Source organism: Natrialba taiwanensis DSM 12281 (genome assembly GCF_000337595.1).
Lineage (GTDB): Archaea > Halobacteriota > Halobacteria > Halobacteriales > Natrialbaceae > Natrialba > Natrialba taiwanensis.
In genome coordinates this window covers 68686-89250 of the sequence record NZ_AOIL01000067.1, presented here as the reverse complement: position 1 = coordinate 89250, position 20565 = coordinate 68686, and the positions used below count along the sequence as shown (strand labels likewise).

General features: G+C 64.2%; 21 protein-coding genes. 10 read left to right on the top strand and 11 right to left on the bottom strand.

Annotated features, from left to right (window positions below):
• Window position 1: 1 nt before the first annotated feature.
• A complete protein-coding gene (bioB, locus tag C484_RS18805) occupies window positions 2-1126 on the bottom strand; it encodes a biotin synthase BioB (protein ID WP_006827469.1) in 1125 nt (374 codons plus the stop codon).
• Window positions 1127-1346: 220 nt separating this feature from the next.
• Between bioB and C484_RS18800 the strand changes: the two genes are divergently transcribed.
• Window positions 1347-2393, top strand: coding sequence for a J domain-containing protein (locus C484_RS18800; RefSeq protein WP_006827468.1), 1047 nt, complete (start codon window positions 1347-1349; stop codon window positions 2391-2393).
• Here the strand turns inward: C484_RS18800 and menD are convergent.
• Genes menD through C484_RS18785 form a run of 3 tightly spaced genes read right to left on the bottom strand, consistent with a single transcriptional unit; the run spans window position 2382 to window position 6456 of the window.
• Window positions 2382-4253: a 2-succinyl-5-enolpyruvyl-6-hydroxy-3-cyclohexene-1-carboxylic-acid synthase gene (gene menD / locus C484_RS18795; RefSeq protein ID WP_006827467.1), complete on the bottom strand. Its 1872-nt coding sequence runs from the start codon at window positions 4251-4253 to the stop codon at window positions 2382-2384. The two genes, C484_RS18800 and menD, sit on opposite strands and share 12 nt — an antisense overlap.
• Complete coding sequence (locus C484_RS18790; protein ID WP_152422760.1) at window positions 4250-5773, bottom strand: isochorismate synthase; 1524 nt, start codon at window positions 5771-5773, stop codon at window positions 4250-4252. Before C484_RS18790 ends, menD begins: the two co-directional genes overlap by 4 nt.
• A gap of 32 nt (window positions 5774-5805) precedes the next feature.
• Complete coding sequence (locus C484_RS18785) at window positions 5806-6456, bottom strand: sulfite oxidase-like oxidoreductase (protein WP_006827465.1); 651 nt, start codon at window positions 6454-6456, stop codon at window positions 5806-5808.
• 271 nt (window positions 6457-6727) lie between these two features.
• Here C484_RS18785 and C484_RS18780 point away from each other — a divergent pair, with 271 nt between their 5' ends.
• Window positions 6728-7027 (top strand): hypothetical protein, encoded by a 300-nt coding sequence (locus C484_RS18780; protein WP_006827464.1) that lies wholly within the window; start codon window positions 6728-6730, stop codon window positions 7025-7027.
• Window positions 7028-7225: 198 nt separating this feature from the next.
• Window positions 7226-7450, top strand: coding sequence for a ribbon-helix-helix domain-containing protein (locus C484_RS18775; protein WP_006109142.1), 225 nt, complete (start codon window positions 7226-7228; stop codon window positions 7448-7450).
• Between the two features lie 117 nt (window positions 7451-7567).
• Here C484_RS18775 and C484_RS18770 read toward each other — a convergent pair whose 3' ends face one another.
• Window positions 7568-7756: a DUF7550 family protein gene (locus C484_RS18770; protein ID WP_049915781.1), complete on the bottom strand. Its 189-nt coding sequence runs from the start codon at window positions 7754-7756 to the stop codon at window positions 7568-7570.
• A gap of 117 nt (window positions 7757-7873) precedes the next feature.
• Here C484_RS18770 and hisF point away from each other — a divergent pair, with 117 nt between their 5' ends.
• Both hisF and C484_RS18760 read left to right on the top strand, forming a co-directional pair.
• A complete protein-coding gene (gene hisF, locus C484_RS18765) occupies window positions 7874-8689 on the top strand; it encodes an imidazole glycerol phosphate synthase subunit HisF (RefSeq protein ID WP_006663727.1) in 816 nt (271 codons plus the stop codon).
• Window positions 8690-8830: 141 nt separating this feature from the next.
• Entirely contained in the window at window positions 8831-9721 is an 891-nt protein-coding gene (locus C484_RS18760; protein WP_006827462.1) for a hypothetical protein, read from the top strand.
• A gap of 313 nt (window positions 9722-10034) precedes the next feature.
• Here C484_RS18760 and C484_RS18755 read toward each other — a convergent pair whose 3' ends face one another.
• Window positions 10035-10319 (bottom strand): DNA-directed RNA polymerase subunit L, encoded by a 285-nt coding sequence (locus C484_RS18755; RefSeq protein ID WP_006109138.1) that lies wholly within the window; start codon window positions 10317-10319, stop codon window positions 10035-10037.
• A gap of 181 nt (window positions 10320-10500) precedes the next feature.
• Window positions 10501-10974: an SPW repeat domain-containing protein gene (locus tag C484_RS18750; RefSeq protein ID WP_006827461.1), complete on the bottom strand. Its 474-nt coding sequence runs from the start codon at window positions 10972-10974 to the stop codon at window positions 10501-10503.
• Window positions 10975-11113: 139 nt separating this feature from the next.
• Here C484_RS18750 and C484_RS18745 point away from each other — a divergent pair, with 139 nt between their 5' ends.
• The 4 genes from C484_RS18745 (at window position 11114) to C484_RS18730 (ending at window position 16796) form a co-directional block, all read left to right on the top strand.
• Window positions 11114-12976: a rhomboid family intramembrane serine protease gene (locus tag C484_RS18745; RefSeq protein ID WP_006827460.1), complete on the top strand. Its 1863-nt coding sequence runs from the start codon at window positions 11114-11116 to the stop codon at window positions 12974-12976.
• 409 nt (window positions 12977-13385) lie between these two features.
• Window positions 13386-14150: an ABC transporter ATP-binding protein gene (locus C484_RS18740; RefSeq protein WP_006827459.1), complete on the top strand. Its 765-nt coding sequence runs from the start codon at window positions 13386-13388 to the stop codon at window positions 14148-14150.
• On the top strand, window positions 14140-15567 hold the full coding sequence (locus C484_RS18735; protein WP_006827458.1) for an ABC transporter permease: 1428 nt from the start codon (window positions 14140-14142) through the stop codon (window positions 15565-15567). The genes C484_RS18740 and C484_RS18735 overlap by 11 nt, the downstream gene beginning before the upstream one ends.
• On the top strand, window positions 15564-16796 hold the full coding sequence (locus C484_RS18730; RefSeq protein ID WP_006827457.1) for an ABC transporter permease: 1233 nt from the start codon (window positions 15564-15566) through the stop codon (window positions 16794-16796). Before C484_RS18735 ends, C484_RS18730 begins: the two co-directional genes overlap by 4 nt.
• A 4-nt stretch (window positions 16797-16800) precedes the next feature.
• Here C484_RS18730 and C484_RS18725 read toward each other — a convergent pair whose 3' ends face one another.
• A complete protein-coding gene (locus C484_RS18725) occupies window positions 16801-17466 on the bottom strand; it encodes an METTL5 family protein (RefSeq protein WP_006827456.1) in 666 nt (221 codons plus the stop codon).
• 9 nt (window positions 17467-17475) lie between these two features.
• Window positions 17476-17877 carry a hypothetical protein gene (locus C484_RS18720; RefSeq protein WP_049915719.1) on the bottom strand — a complete coding sequence of 134 codons (402 nt, stop codon included), beginning with the start codon at window positions 17875-17877 and terminating at the stop codon, window positions 17476-17478.
• A 157-nt stretch (window positions 17878-18034) separates the two neighbouring features.
• Here C484_RS18720 and C484_RS22610 point away from each other — a divergent pair, with 157 nt between their 5' ends.
• Complete coding sequence (locus tag C484_RS22610; protein WP_006109130.1) at window positions 18035-18199, top strand: zinc finger domain-containing protein; 165 nt, start codon at window positions 18035-18037, stop codon at window positions 18197-18199.
• Window positions 18200-18301: 102 nt separating this feature from the next.
• Here C484_RS22610 and C484_RS18715 read toward each other — a convergent pair whose 3' ends face one another.
• Window positions 18302-19324 (bottom strand): hypothetical protein, encoded by a 1023-nt coding sequence (locus C484_RS18715; protein WP_006109129.1) that lies wholly within the window; start codon window positions 19322-19324, stop codon window positions 18302-18304.
• A 95-nt stretch (window positions 19325-19419) separates the two neighbouring features.
• Window positions 19420-20373 (bottom strand): DUF7139 domain-containing protein, encoded by a 954-nt coding sequence (locus tag C484_RS18710; RefSeq protein WP_006827454.1) that lies wholly within the window; start codon window positions 20371-20373, stop codon window positions 19420-19422.
• Between the last annotated feature and the right edge of the window lie 192 nt (window positions 20374-20565).

Genomic DNA, 20565 nt, shown 5'->3' with positions numbered 1-20565 from the left:
GTCAATCGCCCATTTCGGCATTGCTCGTCGCGCTCCCGGCCGCCGTCGTCGCTTCCTCGTCATCGTCGTCCGCCCCGGCGCGCGATTTGACCGCCTCGGGATCGAACTCGTTGGCCGCCATGTTCGGCCGCAGACCGGCTCGCTCGACGATCTCGAGGTCGTCACCGGGAGACTGCCCCTCGGTCGTGAGGTAGTCCCCGGTCAGCATCCCGTCAGCTCCGGCTTCGAAGGGCCGGTGCTGTTCGTCCCGGTCGAGATTGACCTCGCGACCACCCGTCAGCCGAACTCTTGCGCGCGGATGTAACAGCCGATAGACGGCGATCGTCTTGATGATCTCCGTCGACGTAATCGCCGCCGACTCGCCGAACTTGTCACCAAGCGAGGTTCCCGCGACGGGGTTGAGAACGTTCACCGGAAGCGACGAAATGCCGATATCCCGGAGCGCGAGCGCGGCGTCCACCCGGTCCGCCGGTGCTTCCCCCATGCCGAGAATGACGCCGGCACAGAGATCCATTCCCGCTGCCTTCGCGCGTTCGAGCGTCTTCACCCGATCTTCGAAGGAATGCGTCGAGACGATCTCGGGGAAGTACTGCGGGGCGGTCTCGATGTTGTGATTATAGTGATTGATCCCCTCCTCGGCCAGGATTCCGGCTTCTTCCTCGGTGAGAATCCCTAAACTCGCATCGACCTCGACTGCGGTCTCGTCGCGAACGAGACGGATCGCACGGATTACATCCGCCCACTCCGCTGGTCGTTGCTCCTTACTCACGCCCTTCTCGGCGACGACGATGCCGAACCGCTGTGCGCCGTCCCGCTCCGCCCGCTTTGCCGCGGCAAGGATTCGGTCCGGATCGAGGAGACCGTAGGTGTCGATCCCGGTATCGAAGTGAACCGACTGCGCGCAGAACCCGCAGTCCTCCGCACAGTTTCCCGCCTTCGCGTTGACGATGCTACAGGCGTCGACCGTGTCGTCACCGAAGTGCGCCCGGACGGCATCCGCCGCCGGTGCGAGCACGTCGACCGGCTGAGCGATGAGGGCAAGTGCCTCGGTCCGGTCGAGTTCACCGCCGGCGAGGACGGTGGCGACCGCCTCGTCGACCGTTCGGTTTCCAGTCTCGTAAACCACAGAATTCTAGGTAGTTTACGACAAGATAATAGTTTCGGTGACTGTCGCGAGCAGCTCGTACACCGTGTAGTACTGCTCGAGCTAGCCACAATTCTATATAGCGATTACTTGTTTATCCGGTCGAAAACGACCGCTCGGAGCGTCGGTGCACCGAGTTCAGAACGGGGATATCGAGGAGCATCCAGTACATATTTGATTCCTAACAGGCTACGGATGGACAGTGGGCGAGACGTACTACGACGTGCTCGGCGTTGCGAGCGACGCGACGCAAGACGAACTCGAGGTGGCCTATCGCGAGCGCGTCTTCGAGACCCATCCGGACCACAGCGACGACCCCGACGCTACCGAGCAGTTCCAGCAGGTCGCGACGGCCAGAGCCGTCCTTACTGACGAAACCGAGCGGGCGCGGTACGACCGACTCGGACACGAAACCTACGTACAGGCGACCCGGAACTCGGCCGAACGCGGGGCAACTGCGACACGCACGAATCAGAGTTCAGCGAACGAGCGCACCCACGAGTCGCGAACGAGCCAGACACGGCGGTCCGGGCCACGATCGGAGTCGGGCGACACACGGCGAGAAACGGGAGACGCTCGTTCGACCGGGGACTGGTCGTTCGAAGAGGTTCGCCAGCAGGCCGCGCGTGAGGAAGGGTGGAGCGAAGCCCAGTCGAGAACGGACACGAGTGCAACGAACTCGAATACGCGATCACGGTCACATCGATCACGAACTCGCACGCACACGTACACTCATACTCACACCCACGCGACGACCGGACAGACGGAGACGACGAGTTCAGGAGGGACCGACACCGAATCGGATTCAGATCCGGGTTCGGGTTCAAACACGAACTCGAACTCGGATTCGAATTCTGACGCCGGGTTCCAGTACACCGTCCACGACTGGGACGACGAAATCGAACTCGAGTGGGACGGCCGGTCGCTGGACCAGCAGACCGTCGTGACGATCGCCTGTATCTGGGCGCTGTATCCGTTGTTCGTATACGCGAGCCTGACGCCGGCGTTCTCGGCGCTCGTCAACGGGATCGTTGCAGCGTGTACGCTCTGCCTCGTCGGCTATCTGCTGACGATGCCGCGGATCGCGAGCGGCGTCTTCGGCTGCTGGAGCGTGCTCGTACCGGCCGGCGCGGTCACGATAGATGCGGTCCCGCTCGCGCTCGGCTCGATCTACGGAGCCCTCTCCCTCGCGTTCGTGTGGGTCCCCTTCGGCTACGCGATCGTGGTCTGGTGGGCCCTACGGCCCTGAATCATCCGTCCCCGCGACCGCAGTGTGCACTCGCTCATCGAGTTCAGCTCGCCGCCGGTGGCTCGCGTCCGCGCCGAACGACACCGACAGCACCTGCGTCCCGTCGCTCGCGAGCGACCGTCGGTAGGCACCCTCAAACGCAGCCGGCTCGACGCGCTCGAACTCGAGATCGTACAGCTCTTCGAGCGCATCGAACGCGAGGCCGTGGGGCGTTTTGAACTGCGACGTGAACGGCGGATCGACCGCCTCGATCGGGAGTTCGTGGAAGATACCGCCGCCGTCGTTGTCCAGCAGGACGATCGTCGCGTCGACGCCGCAGCGCTCGAGCGCGAGCAGTCCGTTCGAATCATGATAGAACGCAAGATCGCCCGTCACAAGCACGAGCGGGTCGTCGGTCGCACTGCCGGCGCCGAGTGCCGAACTCGTGATCCCGTCGATACCGCTCGCACCGCGGTTCGCGAGCACGGTCAGATCGGTCGGTTGCGGGCGGGCGAACCGGTCGGCGTCCCGAACGGGCATGCTGTTCGAGACGAAGATCGTCGCCGGATCGGGGGCGGCCTCGAAGACCGATGCGAGGACGGCACCCTCGAACGGCTCGGACTCGAGCGAGTTCGTCGTACACGCGTCGTCGCGGAGATCCCAGTGGGTCCGCTCTGCTGCGTCGAATCGCGCCCGCCAGGGGTTCGTAGTGGTGGACTCCCCGAGAGACGCTGCAAGACTCTCGAAGACAGAGCCGGGCGAGGCGGCGAGAAGGTCGGTGGCCGTGAACGTCGCCTCGCGCCACGCGCCGACGGGATCGAGCAGAAACTGGCGCGCGTCGGCGTCTCGTAGCGCGTGCCGGAGCCGCTTCGAGGTCGGTGAGGCACCGAACCGGACGACGACATCCGGTTCGGGGTCTGGTTCCGAGTCCGGATCCGAGTCCGAGTTCATGTCTGGAGCTATCAGAGAGTCGATATAGCCGTCGTATCCGCCGTAGATCGTCCTGGTTTCAGACGGACTAGATTCGACGTGCGACCCGAACCGAACAGTCGACAGCGGATCCGCGAGCACCGGCGCGCCGACCGCATCGGCGACGGCGACAACGTCCGCAGGATCGAGTTCACCCGCTGACGGTGTCACCGGGTCGGCGGGGCCGGCGACGAGCAGCGGTCTGTCCGCGGTCTCGAGCGCGGTTCGAAGGGTATCGAGCGCGAGTTCGTCGGCGGCGGGTTCGCTCGCGTGTCGCCCCGCGGCGGTCTCGACGAACGGACCGCCCCGACCCGTCCCGGCCAGCGTCTCGCCGAACTCGTCGGGGACGGCCTCGCTGCCGGTCGTTTCGATCGGGTCGAGCGGTTTGCGGAAAGGACAGTTGAGGTGGACGGGGCCGGGTTCGGAGACGGTCGTTTCAAGCAGAGCGCGGGCGGCCGTCGTGCGGAGGCTGCGGGCCGTTCGCTCGTTGGCTTCCGGAAGCGGAAGGTCGGCATGCCAGCGCACGGCGTCGCCGTAGAGTTCAACCTGATCGACCGTCTGGTTTGCACCGCTATCGCGGAGTTCAGGCGGGCGGTCGGCCGTGAGGACGAGCATCGGCACGCGGGCCTGATCGGCCTCGATTACCGCCGGGTGGAAGTTCGCGGCTGCCGTCCCGGAGGTACAGACTAGCGCCGTTGGCTCGCCGGTGCGGCGGGCGCGCCCGAGGGCGAAAAACGCCGCCGACCGCTCGTCTAAGTGCGAATAGACCTCGATATCGGGATGCTCGGCGAACGCGACCGTCAGCGGCGTCGATCGACTGCCGGGGGCGAGACAGACCGCCTCCAGCCCGCCCGCAGCGAGTTCATCGACGAGGATGCGACCCCAGAGGGTCGCGCGGTTGGGTGCGCTCATTGTGAGTGCACATCGCCGGTGATGTCCTCGATCCCGTCTGCGCCCGCAGGCTGTAACTCGTCCAGAATCGGCCGGAATTTCAACTGTACTTCGTCCCACTCGGCCGCGGGATCGCTGTCGGCGACGAGGCCGTTGCCCGCAAAGAGCGTAACCGTCTCGTCGGTCGCGACGCCCGACCGGAGACCGACCGCGAACTCGCCGTCGCCGTCTCCATCGAACCAGCCGATCGGAGCGGCGTACCAGCCGCGGTCGAAGGTCTCCGTCTCGCGGATCGTCTCCCAGGCGTCGTCGGGCGGCATGCCGCCGACTGCGGGGGTCGGGTGGAGCGCCTCGACGAGTTCGAGGACGTGACGGTCGCCGTCGAGGGTCGCGTCGATCGGCGTCTGCAGGTGCTGGATCGTCGCGAGTCGGCGAACCGTCTGCTCGTCGATGGTCAACTCGCGCGCGAGCGGTGTCAACTGCTCGCGGATCGCGTCGGCGACGAGTTCGTGTTCGTGCTGGACCTTCTCGCTGTCCCGGAGTTGATCGGCGAACTCCTCGTCGGCTTCGGGCGTCTCGCCGCGAGGGGCGGAGCCGGCAAGCGCCTCGGTTTCGACGTGGTCGCCGCGTTTCGAGACGAGCCGCTCCGGCGGTGTACCGAAGAACGTTCCACTGGCATCGGCGTCGTGATCGACGAGAAACCGGTAGCAGTTCGGATACTGTCGGCGCAGGCGTTCGAGCGTCGCCGGCACATCGATCGGTTCGTCGAGCGAGACCGACAGCGACTGGGCGAGAACGACCTTGGTGAGCGGCGTCGTCTCGATTCGATCGAGTGCGTGTTCGACCTGGCCGGTCCACACCGCGGGCGAGGTCGTGCGCTCGGTCGCGGCGACACCGGGGGCCGACCCGCTCGGACGCATCGCCGGGAAATCGGCCAGACGATCGTACCACGAGTGCAATCGCTCGGTTGCCGTCTCGGCGTCGCGGGCGACGGCGGTGAGCCAGGTGGTCTCGTCACAGCGGGTGACGAGAACGCGAGGGATGACGAACGAGGCGGCGGCGAAGCCGCTCCAAGGTGTATTCGAAGCGGTATCGTTGTCGCGACCGTCGTGGCTCTCGTGAAAGGAGAGCCCGCCGAACGCGCGCGGACGGGCGACAGTCGGCCCATCGTGATCGAGTTCGGCGAACGTCCGAGCGGCCTGTTCACGGACGGTCTCGAACCGGTCTGGGCCGTGCGCGGTAAATCGGGCGGCGACGCCGCGGCCGACAACCTCCAATCCGTCGGGGGTGGCCCACTGGATGCGGGCCTCGTCGTCGGTATCCAGGATCGCACCGAAGGAAACGTCTGTGAGTTCACGACTACAGCTACGGAGAGACGATGGGGTGAGAGCCGGCACAGGAGGAGAACGGGAGTTCGACCTGGCGTCGGTATCGATATCCGCATTAGCATCAGCACCAGTACCGGCGTTGGTGTCGGCTTCGCCCGTACCCTCCCGGTCAACTGCCCCCGGCAGCTGCCTATCGCCCGACGTACGATTCATCGACCACAGTTCGGGACCGGCGCGCCTTCAGCCTAACTATATCGCTCCTCTCGCCACGGGTTCGCCGTCTCGGAGTAGCCGCGCCGTTCCCAGTAGCCCAGTTCCGGTTCCGTGAGAAACTCGACGCCGTCGACCCACTTCGCCCCCTTGTAGGCGTACTTGTGCGGCGTGACCACGCGGAGCGGACCGCCGTGGTCCTCGGGCAACGGCTCGCCGTCGTAGGCCCACGCGAACAATACCTCATCGCGCATGCAGTCCTCGAGCGGCAGATCCGTCGTATAGCCGTCGAGCGCAGAAAACATGACGTGGACGGCGTCGTCCGTGACGCCCGCTCGCTCGGCGAGTTCGGTGAACGGCACCCCGGTGAACGCACAGTCGAGTTTGCTCCAGCCGGTCACGCAGTGAAAGTCCTGCTTCTGGGTCTCGTGTGGTAGGTCGCGGAACTCGTCCCACGAGAACGTACGCTCGGTCTCGACCGCGCCGGTGACGGTGAACTCCCACGAGTCGGGGTCCCAGTCAGGCGTCCCACTCTTCGAGAGTACCGGAAACGCCGAGGTTTCGCGCTGGCCCGCCGGGACGCGGTCCTCGCCGAACTCGTGGTAGAGATCAGTGATATCTCGAACGTCGGACTCCGTCGCGGTGGCACCTGAACGCTCGACGGCGTCTGTTCGGTCGGTAGTCATAGTCATGTTTTCGTCCCGAGCGACGTAGGTGTGACGCCACGGCGCTCGTGGTCCGGCTTCGAGTCGTCTCATGGAACTGTCTGCCAGCTAGCTGGACAGCCGAACGCCGGATAGAACTGAGAAACCGAGACGAACTCGAAGAAACATCGAATTAGCACGGCGGCGAGGCGGATGGAACGATTCGAAACCGTGTCTTCGGGGATGCAAGTCGTGGCCTTCTGTTCGAAACCCTCGCCACCGCTTAGTACGGTCTCCTCGAGACCACTACCGTATGGCGAACAAACAACAGATGACAGAACGGGAGATGCCCACAGAATCAGCACAAGCGGTCGGTGAACAGGCCATGGGGCCGGCATTTATCGCCGCTGCAGCGTCCGTCGGTCTCTCGTGGTACTACTTCTTCCTGCGCGGAGACCGTCAGCGCGGCATGTTTATCGGGCTCTGGCCGCCGACGATCCTCGCGTTCGCGAGCTACTTCAACCAGCGCAAGATGCGCCAGCAGTTAGACGCCATCACGCAGCCGGGGACGACGATCAAGAACGCCCTCGATTCGATGATGGGCAACCGCTAGATAGACGCCGGTCCGAACATCACTCGATCTGTCCAACCGGCTCATCCGTCGTTACACGCTCTTCTGCCGAACAGTCGCCGTCCGCGTTCTCGAGACGAGTTCACACGAGCAGTCCAAAGGGACCCGAACGAACGCGCATTCCGAGTTCTGTAGAGTCCCCGTCAAACCTAAATACCCCCTCACCGAAAGCCGAATCAGATGCCGAAAGTAGAGATCACTATCCCCGAACACCTCGAGATGCAGATCGCCCAGATGGTCGAGCGAGGCGAGTTCGTCAACCGCGAGGAAGCCATCGAGGACCTCCTGTCGACGGGCATCAAAGCCTACAAGACCAGCGGGCCGATGGACGAAGAGGAGACGACCGGCGGTACCGGCCTCGAAGACGACGGAATGATGGGTCACGACGACGAGTACGTCTTTTAACGCTCTGTTCGTTTACTCGACGAGTGACCACGACTTTGTTTTGGACACGAACAGCCGAGAGGTTACGGTTGCAGGGACAGGCACAGGGACAGAGATAGAGACAGGTACGAGAAACAGCTACAGTCCCGTGGTTGCGAGCGGAATCCCGAAGGAAATAGCAGTGCCGACGATCAGAACGAGAAATCCGATCCCGACGGCGCGCGAGGAATACTCGCTCATCGGTGCCGTCGTGCGCTCGGTACCGAGGTCGTGACCGACGTCTGCACCCGAATCGTGATCCGCTGCATCGTCAGTGTCGTCTGCCATACCGACGAGTTCAGCGCTCGAGTCCTTAAAGACGGCTATCGAGAGCCGCAAGCCAGCAGGCTGCATTCGCCCGATCCAGACGGCTTTACTACCCGGGGAACCAACACCCGGTAAGAGATGGCACTGACAAAGCGGATTATCCCGTGTATCGACGTCGATCTGGACGAGGACGGGAATCCCGCGGTCTACACCGGCGTCCACTTCGAGGACTTAGAATACACCGGTGATCCCGTCGAGATGGCCAAGGCGTACAACGAATCCGGGGCCGACGAGTTCGTCTTCCTCGACATCACCGCCTCCGCCGAGGGGCGCGAAACGATGCTCGACGTTGTCCGCGCGGTCGCCGACGAGGTCTTCATCCCGCTTACGGTCGGTGGCGGCATTCGGACGACCGAGGACATCAAGGAGACGCTTCGGGCCGGCGCGGACAAGGTCTCGATCACGACCGGCGCGCTCGAACGTCCCGAACTCATCACCGAGGGCGCACGCGCGTTCGGAAACCAGTGCATCGTCATCAGCGTCGACGCGAAACGCCGCTTCGACGAACGCGGCGAACACTACGTCGAGATCGACGGCGAATCCTGCTGGTTCGAATGCACCAAGAAAGGCGGCCGCGAGGGAACCGGCATCGACGTGATCGAGTGGGCCACAGAGGCCGAGTCCCGCGGCGCGGGCGAACTCTTCGTGAACTCGATCGACAAGGACGGCACCAAAGACGGCTACGACCTGCCGCTGACGGAAGCGGTCTGCGACGCCGTCGACACGCCCGTCATCGCTTCCTCGGGCTGTGGCGGTCCCGAAGACATGTACGACGTGTTCACCGACGCCGGCGCGGACGCCGGCCTCGCGGCGTCGATCTTTCACTTCGGCGACTACTCGATCGAGGAGACGAAGGCGTATCTCGACGAACGCGGCGTTCCGGTTCGGCGCTGAGTTCGGTTCTCGCCCTCGCGTTCGAGCTCCGCTTTGACTCTCGAACGCACCGGCCGTCCACCGTCTTCTGCCTCCCATCTTCTGTACCCGATCCGTTCAGATTCAATACACTTATCGGAACGGAGGAATCCGTCTTATACAATGGAGTGGCGGTGCACGTGGTGTGGCAAACCCCATCCCGAGGACGATCCTCCCTGCGACAACTGCGGACACAACGCCTTCGAGAAGGCGATCGTCCGTCAGGACGAGCGCGAACAGACGGGCGACACCGACACTGAAAGTGACAGTGGTAGCAGTAGTGACACGGCGACGGGCACCGAGACAGCCGTCGACACAGGCACAACCTATGTCTGGACGTGTCCCGACTGCGGCCGCGCCCACGTCAAAAACAATCCGCCCTGTTCGCGCTGTGGGAATACGACCCTCGAACGGACCGAACAGACCTACGACGATGTCGACGAGGCCCTCGAAACGGTGAGCTGGTTCGCAGTCGCCAAACCGTACACGCCGATCATCGCCGTCGTCGGCATCGTCGCCCTGCTATTCGCCTCCGGCATCGTCTCACCGTCGATCCTTCCCGGCGTCGGCACCCCGTCGCCACCGGATGCCCCCGGCAACGGGACCGAGTACAACGGCATCAATCTGGACGCCGTCGAGGAGCGCGCGAACGACCAACTCGCGGCCGCGCGAGCGGACGACGACCCCACCCCGGACGAGGGGCTCGCGGCGTACGCCGAGTACCGCAATCGCGTCCTCGTCGCAACCGAACACGGCGACGGCGACCGCGATCACGAACTCCCCGATCCCGACGAGTTCAACATCGACTGTCGCACGGACCTGGTCGTCAGCCACGTCGCCCCGTTCGAGACGCCAATCGATGCCGACACCGGCGAGGGTGAACTCGCGGCTAACGTGACCGAGGTGGTCCGCATGCTCGAAGCGGGAACGAGTGAGTATGACGTGGTGGCTGATGGGTTCGATCTTCACGTGGGTCCAGAGGGGACGATTTACGTGTCCTACGCGGCCTGCTAAGGCGGTTCGTCCCCGAAAGTCGCTCAGAGCCATTTCATATAGACTGCTGGAAGTCAGTTCCGGCGCATCCACGAACCGTCCTACGGGTGGGTCGGGAACTCGGTACAGCAGGCCGTATCGGCGACGCCGCATCAGAGACGTCCGGAAGGTATGCGGTTGCGACGGCCTTGGAAATCACAACGGTTGTGGCAACCTTGGAAATCACGGCATGCGATGGGGGCGCGGTTGGAGGCGTCAACTGAGAGTCGAGACAGAAAGGGAGAGACGGAAAGACAGAGAAATTCAACGGCAAAGTCGTCCGCTCCAGGCGACGTTAGGCCGCGGTTTCGAACGCGTCGCGGAACGAAACGGCTTTTTCGCGAACGTCGACCGCGGCGTCTTCGAGGGCCTCAAGCGGGTCAACGCCGCTTTCGGTCTTGATCGTTAGAATCGGTTCGGTTTGTCCACCCGACTGCTCGGGGTTGACGTCGTAGGTCGCTGCACTTACGTCGTCGTGTTCGAGCAGTGACCCTTTGAGGACGTTCATGAACGTGTGGTCCTCGCCGGCGATTTCGATGGAGAGTTCGTCCTCGCTGCTCTCGGTGACCCGCAGTTCCATAGACGGGTATCCGGCCGTCAGTTGCTTGTACCTTTCGAAGCGGTATGGGAGCTGTTGGTCGCGGTCTCGAGGCGGAGCCGTGAGTACACAGCGGTCTGAGGGAGTGATGGTGACGGGCATGGTGAGAGTCATGGAGACGACCGAAAGAAAACGCGCTGGAGCGTGGGGCGCACGGATGGCGTCAGGCTCGCGTTCGTGCGCGCTCGGGTGCATCAGCGTTGTTGTTTGCGTAGGCGCTGTAAGCGGAGAGCGCTGCGACGGCAATTCCCGAGAGGGTGGTACTCGTCGCGAGCGTCCCGCTCCCCATCTCGATGACGGCTGGGGAGATGGCGATCCAGAGGCCCAGGAGGGCGGCCAACGAGGCGAGGCTGACGTTGGCTAACCGGTCTCTGGTGAGCCGGTAGAAGTTGTATCCCGCGAGGAGGAAGATGGCAGTGCCGACGAGCGTGTCGTTCCAGATCGCCGCGTCCGTGGACTCGAGGAGGAACGGTGAGGCGACGAGCCACAGACCGACGAGGGCGACGAGGGCGCTCAGCCACTGCATCGCGTCGGTATTGAGGACGTTTCGGTTGCGGGCGGTGCCTGCGTTCGTGTCGGTGTCAGTATCGGTACTCGTCCCGCGATCGGCCGGACTGTCGGATGGAGTGTTGCTCATGACCCGTGTGAGGTAGTTGTCGTTCGAGTAAAACGGCAGTGCCTGCGTCTGTCGGGAGAGTATCGCTAGCAACCGGCTGTGGGTGACAGCGGCGCGAGCGAAAGTAACCACTATACGGTCACGGTCGAACCACTGGCATATGCGTCCGTTCACGGCCGCCCTTGCGGGGATCATCCTGGCGACGCTTGCGCTCTCGGTCGGCATCGTCAGCCGACTCCAACCCGACCGCCGCTGGTGCGACAGCCTCCGGTCCCGGTTGCTCTTCGGCGTCCCGTTGGGGACTCTCATCGTGATTGCCATCGTCCTCGCCGTCTACCTGTTCGTGCAGGACGGACTGACCGATCCGGCAGAACCGGTCACGATTCCCTATCGCGCCTGGTCGTACTTTTCGCCGGTCGGCATGCTCACGGCGTCGTTCGCCCACGCCAGCCCGAGCCACCTCATCTCGAACCTGGCCGGAACGGTCGCCGTTGCGCCGATCGCCGAGTTCGCCTGGGGACACTATCCGAGCGATCGAGCGCGAACTCGACCGGACGGGACGGGACAATCACTGTGGCGGACACCGTGGATTCGAGCGGTCGTCTGGTTTCCGCTCGCCGTTATCGCCGTCGGGCTGGTCACGAGCCTCTTCGCACTGGGTCCCGTGATCGGCTTTTCCGGCGTCGTCTTCGCGTTCATGGGGTTTGCGATCGTCCACTATCCGATTCGGACGCTCATCGCCGCAATCGGGTTCCAGGGTGTGGCGCTGACGGTCTGGCGAGCGCTCCAGGAACCGATCTTCAGCTACACCGCAACGCCGAGTCCGCCGACGGCACCGTCGTGGGCCGGCATCGCGATCCAGGGCCACGCGCTCGGGTTCTTCATCGGGCTCGTCCTCGGCATGCTCCTCCTCACCCGTCGTGACACGCGCCCCGATCCCCTCCACGTCTGGGTTGCCGTCCTTCTTGTGGCGTTCTCCAAAGGCCTCTGGCAGATTTACTGGTACGGCGAGGATAACACCTACTACCTCCTTCGCGGACCTGGCATCGTGATCATCACCGTCCTCGCCCTCGTCATCACCCTCGCACTGACCGCCTCGGACCGGCCGATCATCCCCGCACGGCTCGATCGCTGGCTCGCACGCCGCCGGGGAACGCAGACGGCATCGCGGACACCACACTCGTCGAGTTCGGCGAGCGACACGGAATCCGAAACCGACGCGCGGATCGAGCGGACACTTGAACTCGCCGGGACAGACGAGAGCGAGCGCGTTCGAGCGGTCACAACCGGGAATCGCCGGCGACGCTCACAGCGGGCGTCGGCACTGACACGGCGGGGTATGGCGGGTATGGTCGTCCTGCTCGTCCTCGCAGTACTCGCGGGGATGGCGATTCCGGTGAATACGAGCGTGATCGCGGGCGACGGCGACGCTCCGGGGCAATCCGGGATCGATATTCGCGGCTACACGATCGAGTACGACGAGAACGCGACGAACGAACTCGTATCGGGGATCGGCATCGACGCGGTGATCGACGATTCGAGCATGGCCGGGAGCGGGGTGATCGTCTCGAGCGACCGGTACAATCTCTGGCAGGAAGTGGTGACAAAAGAGTATCTGAATGCGACGGGCGAGGAAACGATTACCGTCGGCGGCCCCGGCTGGCGGGAGACGGCCCACGTCGAGCGGACCGGCTGGACGCCGATCGGCAACGAGAGCGTCTACCAGATCTGGCTGTGGGAAGACGGCGCGGAAACAGAGCGCCAGCTCGCCCATGAGTCCGACTCGTCCCGTGCCGAAGTGATTCTGGCCCAGCGGACCGTGACGGTTACCACCGACGGCGGCGAGTTCGGGCTTCGCGTCGAGTCGATCGGGACCGGTGCAACGGCATCGACGGGAATGCCGTCGGAGAACGCGACGACGGAAGCGGGTGGGGTTACGTTCGAACGGGTCGGTGACACGGTCTTTGCGAGGGTGGACGGAACCGAAGTGGCGGTGGCGGCTGTCGAGCGGTACGAGTACTGACGACGGCGGGCTCGAACTCGACGGCGGCGTGGCAGGGCAGAGACGAAGAGCTGGTACGAATGCAGCGACAGCGCACGTAGAGGGGACGATAGCGGTAACTGCAGGTCAGCACTGGATGGGATTGACCCCACAGATTCTACAGGCTCTACAGGCCACACAGTCGCCGAGACGGAACACTCGCCCGTACGTGGACGTTTCACGCCGTTGGGAGTGACTACAGCGTCGTTCGCTGCGTGCAATCGGCACAGACCCGTCGAGAGCGGTGATGTTCGGCCGGTCTGGGTCGGTCAGTTCGGTATTCGAACCGCGCCAGCTGCGACGACACGTTAACCGCCACGTGGCAGACGGAAGCCGGACAGAAACAATGCCTGGGTGGGCCGTTGATCGACACGAGTTGAGCGCTGGACAAATGATCCACCGTATACTGGGAACCCTGGCCTCGGCGGCATCACAGCCATCGGACGAGCGGCAGCCGACACCTGCCGTCCGACTTGACGGCGTCACCCACGAGTACGGTGCGACGGGTGGTCGCCTCCGAGCCGGTGAGCAACGAACCGTAACCGCCCTTCGAGACGTTTCGATCGACGTTCAGCCCGGCGAAACGATTGGACTCGAAGGCCCCAGTGGCAGCGGCAAGTCGACGATCCTCCACGCCGTCGCCGGCCTGTTGGTTCCGACTTCGGGCAGCGTCGAACTAATCGGGACCGACCTGACGCCGCTCTCGACCCGGAAACGAACCCACGTGCGCCGACAGCACGTCGGTATCGTCTTCCAGCACTTCCATCTCCTCCCCTCGCTCTCCGCACGTGCAAACGTTGCCCTCCCGCTCGTCCAGACCGGCGTGCCAAAGCGCGCCCGGCGAAAGCGAGCGACCGAACTCCTCACACAGGTTGGCCTCGGAGATCGAACCACCCACCTGCCGTCCGAACTCAGCGGCGGCGAACGCCAGCGCGTCGCCATCGCCCGCGCCCTCGCGACCGACCCCACCGTCGTCATCGCCGACGAACCGACCGGTGAACTCGATACAGCGACTGGTAACGCCGTTCTCGACCTGTTAACCGATGTCGGCCGCGAACGCGCGGTCCTGCTCGCCTCGCACGACGAGAGCACGCTCGCCGTCGCCGACCGCGTGATCACACTGCGCGATGGACAGGTGGTCGCCGATGGACACTGACGATGAGCAGCCGCCGTATGCGGACAGCGAGCGCCAGAGTCAGCGCGAAGACGAGCGAAGTACCGACGAGTTCAGCGGGCGGCGAACGAATCGAACTCGCTGGGTTGGGTTGGGCCGACTGGCAGTGACGCGGCTGTGGAAGCGGACGACGAAGACGACCTCGCGGCGGGTCGTCGCGACGATCAGCGCCGTTGCGTTGACGATCGCGCTGCTCGTGGTGGTGACCGGGGTCGCGCTCGCGCTCGCGGACGGCGGAACGACGACCGAGAACGACGCCGACGTGCAGGTGATGCCGGAATCGACGGACCTGCTCTCGTCCATCAACGGCGTCGAGGGAGCACGGCTCGGCGAGGCCAACGAGCGTGCGGCATCGATCCGGGAGGCCGAGGGTGTCGACCACGCGACGCCGGTTCTCACCGAACCGATGCGACTCGAACGGGCGGGAGAAGGTGGAACGACCGTATCCGAGTCGAACGAAACGGAAGCGAACGCGACCGACAACCGCACCGTAACCGACCCGCAGACCGTCCTCCTCGTCGGCGTCACCCCGGACGGGGAATCCCGCACCGTCGCCGGACTCCCGACGAGTGAACTGGCGTCCGATGCGGATACCACCGCTGACACCGCTAACGCAACCGATACCAACGCCACCGCAGCGCAGGGGCCGGGACAGCGTGAACTCGTCCTCTCGACGACCGCCGCGGAGCGTCTCGGTGTCACCGCGGGCGACGAACTCGCCGTCTCGAGTTCACAATTCGAGATAACGGACACGCCACCGCCGACGGTGACCGTCACGGCCGTCGTGGAGACGAGCGGTGACGACGAGACGCCCGTCGCGCTCGGCCACTTGCGCGCCCTCCAGACGCTTTCGGGTTCGAGCGAAGGTGAACTCGCGGATCGAGTGCTGGTCTGGGGAGAATCCGATGCGGCCGCAGACCGGGCTGCAGCGGCCTATCCGGACGCGACCGTCGAGACGCCCGACCGCACCGATCCATCGCTGTTGTTCGACGACGGGCTGGCGTTCGTGACCAGCGTGCTCGCGCTCGTCGTCGTCGTCGCGATCTGCGCGGCGTTCGTCGCGACGACGGCGGGGATGACCGTCAACGAGGACCGGCGGATGCTCGCCGTTCTCGAATCCGTCGGGTTCCCGACACACAGCCGGCTCGCGATCGTTGCAATCTCGACGCAGGCGTTGACGCTGTGTGGCGCGCTGCTCGGCGGTGTGCTCGGATTCGTCGGCATCCATGTGCTCAACGCCGTCGCGAGCGGGACCATCGCACCGGGAGCGGTTGCAGAGACCCATCCGCTGTTCCTCCCGTACGCGCTCGTCATCGCGTGCGTCGCCGGGTTGATCGCGATTCCGTACCCGCTCGTCATCGCCGCCCGAACGTCCGTGCTCGCGGAGGTGAGCCGATGAGTCTCCGTTATCCGGTCGTCCGAACTCGGGCCGTGATCGGCCTCGCGTTCGCTCACCTCCGGCGCTCACCCGGGCGGACCGTCCTCGCCGTCCTCGCCGTCAGTCTCTCGGTCCTGGCGGTGACGCTCCTCGCGAGCCTCGGGGCCGGCGTCGTCGAGGTTGGCGAGACCGGACTCGACAACGCCAATCGGGATATCTGGATCTCGAGCGACCCCGTCGATCCGTCGGCGAGCGGCACCGAGAATCCAATCGCCGACTCCCACGGGACGGCGGCCGAACTCACCGCCCGCGACGACGTGAGCTCTGCCGCACCGCTCGCGATGCACGAGGTGTACATCGGTACCGAACCGGACGACCTCGAACGCACCTCCGCGGTCGGCGTCCAGGAGACCCACGACGGCTTCGACTTCCAGAGCGGGCACGGCTTCGATCGCGTCGAACCGCCGAGCGACGGCGAGCGCCCGACGGAGCCCCAGACGGCCGAAATCGTCCTCGACCCGCAGGTTGCGGACGCGGTCGGTGCCTCCGTCGGCGACACCGTCTACATCGGCACCAGCCGTGAGACCGCCCCCGACTACGAGTTCACCGTCGTCGGGACCGCGTCCTACTACTCGCAGTTTCTCGGTACGCCAGCAGTAACGGTTCCGCTGCCCGACCTGCAGGTCGTCGCCGGAACGACGGGGACCGATCGGGCGACGTTCATCACCGCCGATGCGGCCGCCGGTTCCGACCCGGCAGCCGTCCGGGACGACCTCGCGGCCGAGTATCCGGACTACGAAGTCCGGACGAGCGACGAGCAGGTCGAGGCCATGGTCGCGGACCGCCCGCTCGTGCTCGCGAGCGGAACGACGCTGGTCGGCCTCGCCGTCATCGGCGGCGTCGTCCTAACCACCAACCTGTTCGCGCTCATGGTCACCCAGCAACGACGCGAACTCGCCGCACTACGGGCGATCGGACTCTCGCGGCACGTCCTCGCGGGGATGATCGCCGTCCAGGGCCTCGTCATCGGCCTCCTGGGCGGCATCGTCGGCATCGTCGCTACCCCGCCGCTCACGCACGCCCTCAACCGACTCGCACACGAACTCGTCGGCTTCGAGAATCTCCTGCAAACGCCGCCCGAGGTCTATCTCGTCGGCTTCGCACTCGCGGTCGGCGTCGGGACGGTCGTCGCAGGCATTACCGGCTGGCGCGTCGGACGGACGCTCAAACTCCAGCATCTCGAGCTGTAACGGCTCAGGACCACTCGATCCGAAAGACCTCCGCCGCGAGTTCAGTACTCGCCTCGGTGTGGAACTCGAAGCGGTGGTCGATCGGAAACGCCGCCCGGAAGGCGTGCGTAACGGTTCCACCCTCGTCGGCGGCGAAGGACTCGACGAACTCCTGGCTGCCCTCGTTGTGGATCGTATAGGAGACGGTGGCGAGCGAGCGAGCGGTTTCGAGAAAGGTGCGGTCGGCGTGGCGGTTGCCGCGTTGCGCACCGAACGGCGGGTTCGAGAGCACGGTGACATCGTCGTCGTCCTCGATTCGGGGTCCGACGCCAGTCCCGGAGAAAGAGAGCGGGAGTGACTGTGGTGTGACGGTGCCTTGTACCCAGTCGACAGCGGCCGCCCGATCGACGCGGGCGGCGTTTTCGCGTGCGAGTTCGAGCGCGTCGCGATCGAGATCGACGCCGACTACTCGATCGGCACCGGCGAGGGCTGCTGCAATAGCAAGCATCCCGGTCCCGGTGCCGAGGTCGACGACCGCCCCCCCAAGATCGGCCTGTAAATCGGCGAGATGAACGAGATGAGCGGCGATTTCCGGCGGCGTAAGATACTGCTCTAACGCGGGCGAGGGATCGGTGAAATCAGCGAGCGACTCGAGTTCGCGAGCCAGGGCACGCCGGGACCGGCCTGTCATGACGCCGACTCAGTGCTCGAGCGTGATGGGTCCCTCGAGATCGAAGACGAGGCCCTCGCGCTCGGCGCGCTCGGCACAGGCCGCGAGTGCGGGACGGACCTTCTCCGCGTTGGCGACGTCGTCAACGGCGACGGTGAGCGTTCCAACACCGAGGAACGACGCCGCACGGACGTACTCTCGAAGCTGATCGGCCTGCTCCTGCGTCGCGAGCGAGCAATCCTCGTCGAAGCAGGCCTCGACGGTTAACTCGACCGGCGAGAGGTTCTCCTCGGCGAACTCGCGGTTCAGATCGCGGAGATGACCGGGTGCCGTCGACTCGAGTGCCGCTGCCTCGACGGAGACGGGCGTTACGTCGGCAGGGCGACAGTGGTCGAGCGTCACTTCTCGGTCGGCGGGCGTAGTGGTACTCATACAACACCATACATGAGTTGCATACAAAAAGATTTGCAAATGCGCAATAGTAATATTTTCTGGCGAACGGTACCTTCGCACACAGAGGGGCGCGAACATATGACAGTTTCACGAGGGTTTCGAATAGAGTTAAGGAGAGTCCGTGAGAGAGTCAGGTATGGAGTGTCCACGGTGTCAGGGCTCGCTCGAAGAACTCTCGCTGGGTGAGGCGTCGACCGTCTCGTGTCCACACTGTGCGTACGCGGACATTCCGGTCGAGCACGACCGACCGCCCGAAGAGCGTGAGTCCTGGCGAGACGCGTTCAACCGATTCTACGAGTAGCCAGCGGTGCACCGCGAAAACGTGAGCCGTCGCTGAAACGGTGTAACCGAAAGGAATCTGAATCTTGATCCGAGTCTGAGTCTGCGGCTGTGAATCGAGTCGTTACTCGCTCGCAGCTGCTTCTGCCTCTTCCTCGTCGTGGTCGACGTCCTCGTCCGAGCGTGCGGCGACGAGGCCACCGCGGGCCACACTGTACAGCGGTTCGTTCGCGTGCGTGACGCCGCTGATCGAGAACGGAATGCTCGCGTCCTCTAGGTGGTCGCGGAACAGGGCCTCGAAGCCGCTGGGACTCGAGGTCCCGCCGGTGACGACGACCGGCACGTCGAGGCCTTCCTCGACGTCTTCCTCGTCGACTTCCGAGACGATGTTGTCGATAACGTAGTCGAGCAGGTTCTCGTAGTAAATCGAGAGTGCACCCTCGACACCGCCGACATCCGTCGTGAAGTCGAGTTCGAAGTCGTCCTCCTTGATCGAGGTGACCTTGTCGACGGGGGTGCCCGTCGCGCGGGCGGCCTGCTCGTCGACCCAGTCGCCACCGCGGGCGACGGAGAACTTCATGACGGGCACCGCGTAGTAGGAGAGACAGACGTTCGTCATCCCGGCACCGAAGCTGATACCGAGGCCGGTGAAGTTGTTATCCGCGAGTTCGCTGTAGATGACGGACATGCCCTCGTTGATCGGTTCGGAGTCGTACCCCATGTCGTCTAAGAACGACTCGATCGTCTTCTGGTGGTACAGCGTCGACAGATCCGAGTCGATCGGATCCGCGGGGGACGAGAAGTACAGTTTCTCGTCGGGATAGGCGGGTTCGCCGACGACCTGCTCGATAATGAGTTTCATCATCGGGATCGCGCTCTGTTCGTCGTTCGAGAGGATCCCGTGTTTCATCGGCCGCCGCGTCTCCTTGTTGAAGATGTTCGCGAAGTTTAGGGCGTCGTCGCCGACGACGTACACCTTGTCGTCCTTTCGAATGTGAAGTACTTCGCTTCGCGAGAGCATCTGCTCGGCCATATCCGAGTACTCGATCTCTACGAAGGAGTTGCGCTGTTGCACGAACACCGTGTCGTTCCCATCCTGTTGTGCAGACAGGATGTTCATAGTTCCGACGTCTAGGCCTTTCGCCATGGTTGGGCAAGGCGGCCGATAGATTATAAAACTATGTACCTAAATCCTATCGCCGGTATTCACAAAGAATTTACTGTCTGAATAAGCTACACGCGTTACTCGCGGCGAACAGCTGACCGAACCCGTTCAAGAAGGGTGGTCAGTGGTGCAAACAGGCTATCGCCGGCGCTGGCACCGACGCCACCCTGCCGCCCGCCCTCGGCCGACTGCTCGTCTTCGCGTTGCTGCTCGCGCAGTTCCCTCAACTTCGCCGTCTGATCGTCAACCGTCGACTGCGAGGTCGTCGTCTTCGTCTCGCCGCCTTTCAGCCCCTTGAGACCCGCAACCTGGTCGTCGACGCCGGTCGATCGGGTCGTCTTCGTCCCCGCATCCGTGTCGACAGAGACGCCATCGAACTCGTTCTCCGAAAAGCTCAGCCGCTTGTGTTCCGTCTTCTCGACGCCGCCCCACGAGAGTTCAACTCCCTCCATGGCCGCGTCGATATCGCGCTCGATGTCCGCGTCGCTGAACTCGGGGTCGTCCTCGGTTTCCGTCTCGACTTCATCGCCAGCGTCGACGGCCTCGGTTTGGCGCGCCAGTTCGAGGTAGTGGGCGACGAGCGCCGCGCCCGTCGAAGCGGTGATCCCCGCGAGTCCGACCGCGTAGGTCGCCGTTACCTCGACGGTGTAGTCGCGTTCGGCCATGAAGTTCCAGTTGTCCGGGTACGCGAACAGGAAACCGATCGTCGCCGCGAGGGTGACGAGTGCGCCGGCCCCCGAGATGCCGATGACCTTCCGATCCGACGGCAAGAGGACGACGACGCCCAGAATCATCGCCGGAAGCGACAGCATTCCGAGCGCGTAGGCCGGTCGTACCCACGTGAAGTACGCCGGATTCGATCTACTGAACGTACTACTCCAGAGAAAGAGGACCAGTGCGACGACCGCCAGACCGATGCCACCGAGGAACAAGCCGAACCCGAGATAGACATCCGTCTTGCTCTCGGGTTCGCCGATATATTGGCGGTAGAGGTCGAAGAGATAGCCATCTGTGGGCCGTTCCGCTGCCATTACCACCCCGTTTAGACTCCAGTACTATGACTGTTGGGACAGGTATGAAGAAAGTAGATATAATATATCCAACATATTTGGCGACAGCTCACCACCCGCCCGTGCGACTCTTCCACCGTTCTCTCTCGGGCCAACATCGACCAGCCGTGACCAGCAACATTCCCCGGTGGGGTACGAAAGCGACACGTGCAC

Bases quoted from the DNA above. Each gene is read 5' to 3' on its own strand.
- C484_RS18720 (WP_049915719.1), bottom strand. From the start codon at position 17,877: ATGAGTACCACTACGCCCGCCGACCGAGAAGTGACGCTCGACCACTGT.
- C484_RS18750 (WP_006827461.1), bottom strand. From the start codon at position 10,974: ATGAGCAACACTCCATCCGACAGTCCGGCCGATCGCGGGACGAGTACC.
- C484_RS18725 (WP_006827456.1), bottom strand. From the start codon at position 17,466: ATGACAGGCCGGTCCCGGCGTGCCCTGGCTCGCGAACTCGAGTCGCTC.
- C484_RS18775 (WP_006109142.1), top strand. From the start codon at position 7,226: ATGCCGAAAGTAGAGATCACTATCCCCGAACACCTCGAGATGCAGATC.
- C484_RS18780 (WP_006827464.1), top strand. From the start codon at position 6,728: ATGGCGAACAAACAACAGATGACAGAACGGGAGATGCCCACAGAATCA.
- C484_RS18710 (WP_006827454.1), bottom strand. From the start codon at position 20,373: ATGGCAGCGGAACGGCCCACAGATGGCTATCTCTTCGACCTCTACCGC.
- hisF (WP_006663727.1), top strand. From the start codon at position 7,874: ATGGCACTGACAAAGCGGATTATCCCGTGTATCGACGTCGATCTGGAC.
- C484_RS18745 (WP_006827460.1), top strand. From the start codon at position 11,114: ATGCGTCCGTTCACGGCCGCCCTTGCGGGGATCATCCTGGCGACGCTT.
- C484_RS18730 (WP_006827457.1), top strand. From the start codon at position 15,564: ATGAGTCTCCGTTATCCGGTCGTCCGAACTCGGGCCGTGATCGGCCTC.
- C484_RS18715 (WP_006109129.1), bottom strand. From the start codon at position 19,324: ATGGCGAAAGGCCTAGACGTCGGAACTATGAACATCCTGTCTGCACAA.
- C484_RS22610 (WP_006109130.1), top strand. From the start codon at position 18,035: ATGGAGTGTCCACGGTGTCAGGGCTCGCTCGAAGAACTCTCGCTGGGT.
- C484_RS18735 (WP_006827458.1), top strand. From the start codon at position 14,140: ATGGACACTGACGATGAGCAGCCGCCGTATGCGGACAGCGAGCGCCAG.
- C484_RS18760 (WP_006827462.1), top strand. From the start codon at position 8,831: ATGGAGTGGCGGTGCACGTGGTGTGGCAAACCCCATCCCGAGGACGAT.
- C484_RS18755 (WP_006109138.1), bottom strand. From the start codon at position 10,319: ATGGAACTGCGGGTCACCGAGAGCAGCGAGGACGAACTCTCCATCGAA.
- menD (WP_006827467.1), bottom strand. From the start codon at position 4,253: ATGAGCGCACCCAACCGCGCGACCCTCTGGGGTCGCATCCTCGTCGAT.
- C484_RS18740 (WP_006827459.1), top strand. From the start codon at position 13,386: ATGATCCACCGTATACTGGGAACCCTGGCCTCGGCGGCATCACAGCCA.
- C484_RS18790 (WP_152422760.1), bottom strand. From the start codon at position 5,773: ATGAATCGTACGTCGGGCGATAGGCAGCTGCCGGGGGCAGTTGACCGG.
- C484_RS18770 (WP_049915781.1), bottom strand. From the start codon at position 7,756: ATGGCAGACGACACTGACGATGCAGCGGATCACGATTCGGGTGCAGAC.
- C484_RS18785 (WP_006827465.1), bottom strand. From the start codon at position 6,456: ATGACTACCGACCGAACAGACGCCGTCGAGCGTTCAGGTGCCACCGCG.